Origin of the sequence: Paramuribaculum intestinale, from assembly GCF_003024925.1 — a bacterium.
In the GTDB taxonomy this organism is placed as follows: domain Bacteria; phylum Bacteroidota; class Bacteroidia; order Bacteroidales; family Muribaculaceae; genus Paramuribaculum; species Paramuribaculum intestinale.
This window is the reverse complement of sequence record NZ_PUED01000094.1, coordinates 1-10,166: the sequence shown is the minus strand read 5'-3', so window position 1 is coordinate 10,166 and position 10,166 is coordinate 1. Positions and strand designations below refer to the sequence as shown.

Annotated in this window: 7 protein-coding genes and 1 tRNA gene; 3 read left to right on the top strand and 5 right to left on the bottom strand. The window is 48.5% G+C overall.

The annotated features are described in order from the left end of the window. Nucleotides 1–432: 432 nt before the first annotated feature. Nucleotides 433–1,371, top strand: coding sequence for a hypothetical protein (locus tag C5O24_RS08105; protein ID WP_107036784.1), 939 nt, complete (start codon nt 433–435; stop codon nt 1,369–1,371). An 87-nt stretch (nt 1,372–1,458) separates the two neighbouring features. Here C5O24_RS08105 and C5O24_RS08100 read toward each other — a convergent pair whose 3' ends face one another. From C5O24_RS08100 to C5O24_RS08080, 5 genes are all read right to left on the bottom strand, one after another. Continuing rightward, nucleotides 1,459–3,864: a hypothetical protein gene (locus tag C5O24_RS08100; RefSeq protein ID WP_107036783.1), complete on the bottom strand. Its 2,406-nt coding sequence runs from the start codon at nt 3,862–3,864 to the stop codon at nt 1,459–1,461. 242 nt (nt 3,865–4,106) lie between these two features. Then, nucleotides 4,107–5,516 (bottom strand): IS66 family transposase, encoded by a 1,410-nt coding sequence (tnpC, locus tag C5O24_RS08095; protein ID WP_170067073.1) that lies wholly within the window; start codon nt 5,514–5,516, stop codon nt 4,107–4,109. Between the two features lie 523 nt (nt 5,517–6,039). Next, on the bottom strand, nt 6,040–6,762 hold the full coding sequence (locus tag C5O24_RS08090) for an MBL fold metallo-hydrolase (RefSeq protein ID WP_107036782.1): 723 nt from the start codon (nt 6,760–6,762) through the stop codon (nt 6,040–6,042). Continuing rightward, the gene (locus C5O24_RS08085; RefSeq protein ID WP_107036781.1) at nt 6,759–7,556 is read right to left on the bottom strand and encodes an MBL fold metallo-hydrolase; all 798 of its coding nucleotides are present in this window, start codon (nt 7,554–7,556) and stop codon (nt 6,759–6,761) included. The genes C5O24_RS08090 and C5O24_RS08085 overlap by 4 nt, the downstream gene beginning before the upstream one ends. Beyond that, nucleotides 7,553–8,479, bottom strand: coding sequence for a hypothetical protein (locus C5O24_RS08080; protein ID WP_107036780.1), 927 nt, complete (start codon nt 8,477–8,479; stop codon nt 7,553–7,555). Before C5O24_RS08080 ends, C5O24_RS08085 begins: the two co-directional genes overlap by 4 nt. 223 nt (nt 8,480–8,702) lie before the next feature. On the opposite strand from C5O24_RS08080, the gene C5O24_RS08075 reads away from it, so the two are divergent. Further along, nucleotides 8,703–8,774: transfer RNA gene (locus tag C5O24_RS08075), tRNA-Met, on the top strand. Between the two features lie 132 nt (nt 8,775–8,906). Next, on the top strand, nt 8,907–10,061 hold the full coding sequence (locus C5O24_RS08070; RefSeq protein ID WP_107681684.1) for a tyrosine-type recombinase/integrase: 1,155 nt from the start codon (nt 8,907–8,909) through the stop codon (nt 10,059–10,061). The last annotated feature ends 105 nt before the right edge of the window (nt 10,062–10,166 follow it).

Genomic DNA, 10,166 nt, shown 5'->3' with positions numbered 1-10,166 from the left:
GGCCAAATTTTCATTACACTTATTTTCTTGAAAATCAGAGGTTAAAGCCTCTCCGCCCGTACTGCTCTCGCTATAAAATAACACATTTGTCGAGAATGAGACGAAATCTTAAATGAAAGAGCCGTGTCAATTGGATATGTATTTTTTAGTATTGCTATTGTTTTTAACTAAAAAAAATTATAAATTTGCCAAGTGTCACATCGTATCGTCTGCTTGACTATTCCAAAACAAAATATCAATAAACAATATCCCATGAAGAATTCAGTACTGATCTTTGTTGTCGTTATCGGAGTCATTATGAAGCGATGCTTGTTTTGATGTTAATTAATTCGGAAAAAGTCACTATCACGTAAATTTGAATACTTACAGTTAATTATGATTATGAAAACAGTTAAATTATTTGCCGCGGTTTTGGCATGCGCATTGGCAGTCATGACAGCATGGAGTTGCTCTTCGGAGGGTGATGAGCCGGTGGGGTCGAGAGGTCAGACTGAGATACCCGAATGGCTTTACAAAACACTTTATGAACTTGAAATGGGCTATATAGGTCCTGATCAGAGCAAGCAATCACCTCTTGGGCAGATGATGTTGTCGTCGAACGGCCCCAAGGTGCCACTCTACACTACCCGTATCCACTCAAAAGGTGATGAGCGGTATTATAGTCAGTCGATGTTTTATTACAGCGTGCATTACCCCGCATTGGATCCGCGTGGCGAAGAGCAGCTATATCCATACTCTGCCATTACGTATCTCGAACATATATGCCTTGATGCCAAAGGCAACAGAATCACAGATCCTGTCAAGGTAGAGAGAATTCTTGATATGCCGCATGTATTCATACCGTATAATCGGCGGGAACCGGGTGAAGAATGGTGTAAGGATGGCTATGAAACCGACTTTGTACGCTATCGCCAGAATGATCCTTATTCCGTGACATGCGCTCGGAAAGACCACCTTTGGACAATATCCAATCTCCCCGGCGTATATAAAGATGCATTCAAGCAGCATGGTGAGAATCTAATGGGTATGACAGTGTCGTTTCTCTACGACAAGATTTCCGATACGCTCTACGAAGATATCGCACAGCACACCACGGTCGTAGCGGTGGCCTGCCCCCGCACCATCAGCTATGTCAACACCTACTTTGTGAAGACTGATGCCGGCTACATGGAGGTGACAAAAGATGAATTTCTTGATGCTTCGGCCGCAAAGTTTGACACGCCGGAGATGTTTGAGGCCAATGGTGTCTACAAGCCTACAGAAGGCGGCGACTATATAAATCAATGCATCGAACTGCCAAGAATAAGCCAGGCTGATATCGATCGCTGGAAGGATAATGAGAAGCGTGGGGTAAAAATCAGCTATATCTAACCCGTATCATATAAGCTTCATAGGTTGTAGATGGCCGGAGAGTGGCCGGCCTGATCAATCGGGGCTACCTGACGGCCGATGTCGATATCACGCCATCGGCCGTGATTCCCTGTGCGTCGACCGACATATTACGGCAAGTGGCATTGTTGTAGAATTCGATCTTTGCCTTGCCTTGCCGTCGGCGTCGGTCGCAAGATCGGGATTCCAGTATAGCGTGCGCCGGTAGTCATTTTCTTCAGGCATCACAGAGTAGTCGGGATGATAAAATTCTGCCGGAACGGCATAGCCGTCGATCACGGTCCGCCGTGTGCCCGGCGGTACGGGTACGGCAGGATCGGTTTCGATGAACACCACGCATCCGTAGCGGTCAATATCCATAATCGAAAGGATCGGATCGGCATACTTGAGTTTTATGGCACTCTCTTCGTTGATATAGATCGATTTGATCGATTCGAGATAAATATTGCGGTAACGGACCGAGTCGGTGAAATATGATCGTTCGTAGTTGATGACAAAAAGCGTCTTTTTTCCCTTGTAAAGAATTTCCTCTTCTCCCGATGGCATTATCTGCCGTCGGAAGTTGGGATTGATGTTGAGCAATGCCGCGAGCAGATCCTGTCCGATATATTTGCCGTCATCGGCTATGTCGTCGAGTTCCCGGCCCATGTCGTAATATGCCACCGACTTTGAGCGGTTTCGCAGTATGTCGGCTTCTCTGGAATTGCGTTTACCCTTGACAACGATTTCGTCAAGGCTCAGCAGCCTTTCTCCGTCGGGCGTTTCTGATCTCACCGGATCCTCCGGCTGATCATCGTCTTCGGTCTGTCCGGTATCTGCTTGCAGGTTGTCGGCAATGCTGTCGTCGCCGGAAATCACCAGATTCTGCTCTTCCTGACGGTATGCTCTCGGTGTCGGAGCGTATTTACGGTCGAAAATGATGCGGTGGTCTTTCTTTTTGCCATTCTCTTCCGACCACATGATCAGATCCCATGTTCCGGTGATGTCGCAGGCGAAAGCAAACTGTCCGCAGCTGTCTGATTCGATAGATCTGACCATCGACAGTCGTGTGGTGTCGCCTTCGTGTTTTTCTCTTTCAAGCAATGCGGCCGTGAGTTTTACGCCCGGCTTGGGTTTCTTTTTGACAAATGATACGATCTGGCCTTCGACTCCGATCCCTCTCTCCGGGGGATACTTGATGTCAGCCAATGCTTTTTCCTTGGATTCGGACCACTTGTAGCGTCGCCATCCCTGTGTCATCATCAGAAGGTCGAGCTGTGTCTGCCGATCGGGATTGGAAGGGGAGAAGAATCTTGACGGATTGGCAATATACCCTTTAATATCCGACATAAGCAATAGACCTGAAAGTATGTCGGAATAGCTTTCTACCGCATTGTCGGCATCGGTGACAGCTACCGATAGGGTGGTGGCTACCGGATTTCCGTGCCGGTCGGTAGCCGTCAGTTGCATGCCGACTTTTTCCATCGGCTGATATGACGGCTTGTCGCTTTCGACGGCGATTGTGGCATAATCGCTATTGTCAACAAAAAACATTCTGTCGGCAATAGTATGTCCGTCGGCGTCAGTGAGTGTGATTGTCGATACTCCGGAGGGTACCTGGCTCTTGTTGATCTTCAACACTGATACCGAGTCGAGTACAATGTCTCCCGCAGAATATACATATCCGCGAGAACTGAATATCACGCCTATTGACGGCGCGTTGCGGTCATAGCGTCTGCGGATTGTCACTACTGCGGTATCGGGAGAAGAGGTGTTGTCCAGGCTCAGGCCGATTCCGCCTTTTTTTGCTGTCGGCAGATCGAATGTGTATGTCTTGCCATCATGATCTATCTTGGCCTGATATGATTTTCCTTCTGCGGCCAACAGGGTGAAAACGCCTCTGCCGTCGGCTGTGGGTGTCATGTTTGCCACGACGGCATCTGACTGTCTTTCTACGACTATACCGCTGCAGTCGTCGACAGAGCCATTGCGTCCGAGCGCTTCAAAAGCGATTCTGCATGGGATCCCGGCAATAATGTAGCCACCCTCGGGGTAGAAGCGTACGTCGAGTTTCTTTGGCTTTTTGACGGCAGGGCGCTCCGTTCCATATTTGACGCCGCTGTTTTTCATTATGCGGCGGTCGGTGTAGTCGCCATCTTTTGCCGGACGGTCGAAAATCGGAAAAACACGCGAAAACACTACGTCGTCATCGAAGTTCAGCATGTATTTCGTGTAGGCTCTGACTTCGTAGTAGCCGGAGTAGAACGGAAGTTGACTGAGAGTGAAGTCACCGTGACACTGGCCGTTGGTAATGCGGAGTGTCTTTTTTTCGATGACTTTGCCACCGGGGTTCAGCAACTCCACATATAGTGTCTGACTCAATGGCGTCATTCCGTGGGTAGGAGCTAAGACTACGTATGCTTTGAACCATATTTTGTCGCCATGATAGTAGCTTGTGTTGTCAAAGTGGAGATACACTTTTCCTGCGGCAGACATATATTGGTGTCGAAGTTATGGTTGTCGCTGGCAGATATGGCCGGCAGCATCATAAGTGTCGCAGCTAACAGGATCAGAAGTTTTTTTATTGAAACGTGGGTAGACATAGTTTTACGGTTGTATCATTTTTTTATTAAAACACAAATATAGTCAATGTGTTAGGTTTAAGTTTTTTTAAAAAAATAAATTTAGCACGTAACTATTCAGCGAAAACAAAGGATGCGAAGATATAGCCCGTCAGTTTAGACGAGCGCCAATATAGCATCGAGAGGGGATTGCCCGTTCTTCCATGCTGTGTCTGCGATAGAATGTAGCGCATGAAAGGCATCGGCACCGGTTTCTGAACGGAAGCATCCGGATATTTTCTGCTTGACCTTGAGTTTTCGGATTCCTCGTTCCGATGCGTTGTTGTCAGATGGTATGGCCGGATTCTCAAGGAAGTTGAATATGTAATCCCGACATCTGATTATTCCCCGTTTCAACTCATTAAACTCTTTGCGCAGACTGTCAAGGTTCTTTTTGAGTAACTCATCCAGCCTCGTCAGCCAACTGTTTTTAGGGATTACCTCATCGGGGTTCTCATTCCTCAGGTGTATGGCTTCCCGCAACAGTGTCTGCACATCTTTTGCCCAAGTCTGTTTCTTGTCTATATCATTGAGATATTCGAGATTCCTCAGCAGATGAGCCAGACATATCTGATTGTTGAGGAAGTCAATGGCGAAGTACGCGCTGTGGCGGTCTGTCACCGCGACCATATTCTTCAGTGAGTCGCCGAAGCGCTCCTCAAGGACCTTGGCGCCACGGCCGGCTCCACGGAACACTAGAGTCAGATACGTTGTCTGCGCAATCCATGACCAGTTGAGTTTCCCATTGGTGTAACATCCCGATTCATCGAAGCCCACTACTGCGGATGCCTTTATCATACGTTCTATCAAGGCAATGGCAGGACGGGATCTTTCAAGCATCTCACGGACGATATTGGCCAGCGTTCCCTGACTGATTCTGACATTGAACATTGTCTCAAACAGCGACTGCAACCGTTCGTAAGGCATGCATTGCACCACACTCAGATAGGTCGCAATGGCACGTATGTTTTTGCCGAATACAATCGCATTGCCGCCTCTGCGGCGCGGTGCATAATCACGATTGCAACATCCGCAGCTACAGACCTTTTTATAAAATCTGCGTTCACGATAGATTGGCTGTATCTGAGGCATGTCTATCTCTTGGCTGACATAATCAAGCTCACCTTCAACACCCGACAAATCGCGCCCGCACTCACTGCAATATCGGGATGACACTTCCTGGATTTCGTCAGGCATCTCCACCTTTTTGCGTGTCGTTCCTTCATGCCCGGATTGACCGCCGACAGGTCTTTCTGATTTCTTCCGCAATGATTTCGTTCTGCGTTCCACCTCAGCCTTTATCGGTTCTTTCGATGGCGGAGTACTGCTGTTGCCGGAGTTCTTCGGCAGCTGTTCATACTTCTCCAGCCGCTTGCGTAGCTCAAGGTTTTCCTTAAGTAGTTTATCTATATTTCGGTTAAGCGACCGATTTTCGGCATACAGGGAATCAATAGTTCCCCGTAACTCCTTCAGCTCAGACAATAGCCCTGCCAAAGTTGAATTTATGTCGTTAACCTGTTGTTTCACAGATACAAAGATAGCAATTTTATCTGACATACACAAACAAAACCACTATTATTTTGATGATACTCAGAGAATTATTCTAAAATTGTTGCTGACCGAGCTGATTGTGTTCGATTCGCTGAATAGTTACTTTAGCACCTTGAAATGTTAAAAAGATACAATAGTGTTATTGTAACAACAATGTAATATAATTGTAAGACCGGTGTAGTATGTGCGACTTAAATTTGCATCGTAAATTTAATGAAACATCAAAGCGGATCGCTTAGATAATAAAAAGCAATCTATACCAAATCATAAGAAGAAACATTTATTGCAAATAGCAAATTGTAATTGAAGAGAGCAATATTATCACATTTGCAGACGGAATGTCGGATGACATTCCGTCTGTCTTTTTGCTGTCCGAGCAGGCAAAAAAAGTGGGGGGGTATATGTTGCGTAATGTAGTTAAAAGCCCCGGCGTCGGACTCACGAAATCCGATACCGGGGCTGTGATTGTTTCCGCATCAAGATGCGGATGTGATGGCATTCACTCGATCATGACCGAATCGCCCGGCGACTTCAGGCAGTGGTTGCGGGTGGTGGAGCTCGGCACGTAGATGAAGTCGCACGCCTCATCGTGTCGTCCCTCGAAGTGCATGGGGAAGAAGTGGCTGACATCTATTTTTTCCATAAACCGGCTTGCCGCGTCGGTATAGCCTTCGCCAGCCCGCGGATCAACGGCTATCATGGCAACGGTCACACTCTGGTTTTCGGAAGCGATGCGGTTGAGTGCTTTTTCGAATTCCACCTGTGGGTCGTGGTGTTTTTTCGCGTCATCTTTGTGGCAGTGGTGTATCTGGAGCGTGCTCAGATCGCCTCCATGGAATATATTCATGCCATACTTTGTAGTCACCATGAAGCTGACTCCTTTGCACGTGGCCGGATATGCTTTTACGGTGATGCCGTCGGGCAGGGTGTCGATAGTGTCGCCGGCGCTCACTCCGGCCACGTCGAGCGTGGATGGTATCTCCTTGGCGGGAACATCATTCGAGATCACATAATACCGTGTGTGGTTCTGAGCCATTTCATAGATTCCGGTGTTGTAGTGTCCCTCATGATTGTGGCTGACCAGAAACACTACAGGGAGCAGAGGGTTGCGGTCGAGTATCTTGTGGAGAGAGTGTGAGGGATCGTTGCTGTAGTCAAACACGAGGATCGCCTTGTCGAGCTCGATGGCAAATCCGCTGTTGTCCAAATACGTTACTTTCATAGTTCTATGCAGGTTTGAGTTGTTGTCGCAGTGATCTGAAGGCCGTCGTAGGCTATCTCTATCCCCTGCGGAAGCGTCGGAGCCATATCGGCATGGAGTCCGAAATGGTGGCTCATGTGGATCAGATAGGCCTTTTGTGGTCTTACTGCATTAATAACGTCGATAGCCTGCTGGAGGTTCATGTGTGTGGGGTGTGGATCGATGCGCAGTGCGTTTATCACCAGCGTTTCCGTGCCTTTGATGGCGTCGAGTGTGGCAGGCGGCATCGTGTGGCAGTCGGTGATGTATGTGACGGGACCGATGCGGAATCCGCTGATCATCATCCGTCCGTGGTCTATGTCGAGCGGCATGATGTCGAGCGGTCCGGATCTGAACGTCGTGTATGGCCGGAATACCGATGTGCGAAGCCGCGGCACCCCGGGATAGTCGGTCATGCCGAAGCAGTAGGGGAGTCGTTGGGTGATGTCGTGAGCCACATCCTTGCTGCAGTGTATGGGCAGCGGGCTGTCGCCGTAGGCATACGGACGCAGGTCGTCGAGTCCGCCGGTGTGGTCGTAATGGCTGTGGGTGATGGCCACGGCGTCAATGCGTGGGGATCCGCAGCGTAGCATCTGCTGCCTGAAGTCGGGGCCGCAGTCGAGCAGCAGATTGTATCCATTGGCTTCGAGCAGAGCCGAAGTGCGCAGACGGTGGTCGCGTGGATCGGCAGAACAGCACACTCCGCATCGGCATCCGATCTGCGGCACACCTGTAGAAGTGCCGGTGCCGAGAAACGTCAGTTTCCAGTCGGTCATCTGTAGGCACTCAGTATGCCGTCCTTAAACATCAGATAATGGCCATTCTCATAGGACCATATCTCTATGAGGTAATTGTTGTCGGTGCGTCGTTTGATTTCTGCGGGCGACCCGATCGCCAGCCGGCATTGGTCGCGCGTCATGTCTATCGCCACCCGGCCATTGATGATATTGTTCCAGACAGCGTCGGGTGTGTCGGGATATTTCAGCCTCGGATCGGTTTCCGACAGCAGCGACGCGAAGCTGCGGGGAGCTTTGCGCGTGTCGCCGACCGACATAAATAGCTGAAACCTGTAGCCGTTGCCGTCGTCGATCAGCAGTCTGACAGGATATATCGTGTTTCCCTCCTTCACGTCGAGTATCTTGACAGGGATGAACTTTCTGCCGTTGAACGAATGCTCGTTCATGTCATACCACAGTGAGGTCATGATATAGAATGTCGACCCCTTGAGGCGACGTCTCACCTCATCGACTATCGTCTCCTCGATCGTCAGCGGAATGGCAACCGAACCGATACGGCTGATCTCTTCCGGAGAGTGCCCGCTGCGATAGCGCATCTTGCGTCCGTCGGCGGTGTGGAATCTGAATTCGGCTACCTCCTGACCCGTGATGGTGAGCACTTTCTCCACACCGTCATATATCAGATATTCACCCTGCAGTGAGCCGGAATTATTCTCCTCGCCAAACAGCATCAATGCCTTGTTGTCGGTGACATACAGCCGTTTGCCCGGTTTCCACTCTTCTATCGGTTCACCCTTTATATCGGAAAGCAGATTGCTTTCGCCGCCACTGATCTTGGCAAGATCTTTTTCGTTTGCCGTGATTTTGGGTGTGCTCTCTATGCCTGTGAAGCATCCGGTGGCTGAGACGGCAAGCAGTATTGATGCTGCATACTGCAGCGTGAATCTGGTGAGAATGTTCATCTGATTGTCGCGGGGGAGTCCCGCAGGGTTGTTTGTGTCGTATTATGTCGCAAAAATATGCATTTATCCTTGATTTCAACCTAAAAACTTCGATCAAAATGCAAATGCTTGGTTTATATGGATGAGAATTAATGATTTAATATATATTAACACAAGATTTTTATGAATATATTTGGTGGTTGTCGAATAACTTCATACCTTTGCACTCACAAAACAACAACATCGCGGGATGGAGCAGTGGTAGCTCGTTGGGCTCATAACCCAAAGGTCACAGGTTCGAGTCCTGTTCCCGCCACAAAATTGTCCTAAATCTCTTTAAGCCAACGCTTAAGGAGATTTCCCCTTTTTACTGGGACGAAATCGGGACAGTAAATTATATCGCTACATGTGTCATGTTTGATGTTTCCGCAAGAAATGTCTAAAAAAAATGTGTCATTTTGAAGCATTAAAATTGTTATCTCAGTCCTATCCTCTCGGATATACATATCCGAAGCTCCATACCGGCAAATCATGGTATGTTGATTTTTATGCGCTCGATCCGGCCACAGGTCAGATGCGCCGAAAAAAGTACAATCTTAATACCATAAAAAGCAAAATTCAGCGTCACCAATACGCAACAGAGTTAATCGTCAGTATCGTCAATTTGTTGAGGACAGGATGGACTCCGTGGCAGATTGTCGAGCAAAAAGAAGCACCGATCCTATTAAAAGATGCGTTTGCCCTCTACAAAGAGCATGTGCAGCGACAACAAAAAGAGAAATCGATCAAAACTAACCTCAGTTTCCTAAAACTTTTTGAGGCATATCTTGACAGCTTGTCGCGGCGTTCGAGGGAGGTCAGGCAAATCACCACGTCGATGTTGGTTACATACCTCGATAAACTGTACCTAAAACAAGGTGTGACAGCGCGAACCAGAAATAATTACCGCGGCTTCCTTTCATCGCTGTTTACTTTTTTCGTCGACAGGAATTTCATCCAGTCAAACCCTGTGGATCCTATCAAAAATCTGACGGTTTCGGCAAAAAAACGCCAGCCGTTGACCAAGTCGATGTTGAGGCGTCTTAACGATTACTTGTCGGAGCACGACAAGTGGATGCTCCTCGCTTGCCGTATGGAGTATTACACTTTCATTCGGCCCGGTGAGCTGCGCCATATCCGCATCAACGATATCAGCGTTAAAGACATGCAGATCTTCGTCAGTGGTGAGATCTCGAAAAACAAGCGCGACGCCAACGTTGCCATCAATCGCGAGATCCTGACCCTGATGCTCGACCTCGGTCTGTTTGACTATCCCGGCGGCATGTACATTTTTGGACCAGGATTAAGACCCTCTGCAACTATCGGAGACAAAAATCTGTTCTCGCGCGAATGGTGCAAACTGCGCTCTACGCTCGGATGGTCGCCATGTTATCAGTTTTACTCGCTCAAAGATTCCGGGATCCGGGATCTTGCCAACTCCGCAGGTATTGTAGTTGCGCGCGATCAAGCCCGGCACACTGACATCTCGACCACCAACCGATATCTTCAGGGGCGTGATCAGCCAGTTCACGAGGAGGTCATAGCATTTCGGGGCGTGCTATAGCCTGATGCGGTAAAAGTAGCCGGTTATCAGCATATCGCCCCCGTTTGTGGGTAGGTCGCATTCGATTTTTTGGCACACATATTTTTGGTTGTGCAGCAAAAATAT

Bases quoted from the DNA above. Each gene is read 5' to 3' on its own strand.
- C5O24_RS08105 (WP_107036784.1), top strand. From the start codon at position 433: ATGACAGCATGGAGTTGCTCTTCGGAGGGTGATGAGCCGGTGGGGTCG.
- C5O24_RS08100 (WP_107036783.1), bottom strand. From the start codon at position 3,864: ATGTCTGCCGCAGGAAAAGTGTATCTCCACTTTGACAACACAAGCTAC.
- C5O24_RS08090 (WP_107036782.1), bottom strand. From the start codon at position 6,762: ATGAAAGTAACGTATTTGGACAACAGCGGATTTGCCATCGAGCTCGAC.
- C5O24_RS08085 (WP_107036781.1), bottom strand. From the start codon at position 7,556: ATGACCGACTGGAAACTGACGTTTCTCGGCACCGGCACTTCTACAGGT.
- C5O24_RS08080 (WP_107036780.1), bottom strand. From the start codon at position 8,479: ATGAACATTCTCACCAGATTCACGCTGCAGTATGCAGCATCAATACTG.
- C5O24_RS08070 (WP_107681684.1), top strand. From the start codon at position 8,907: ATGTGTCATTTTGAAGCATTAAAATTGTTATCTCAGTCCTATCCTCTC.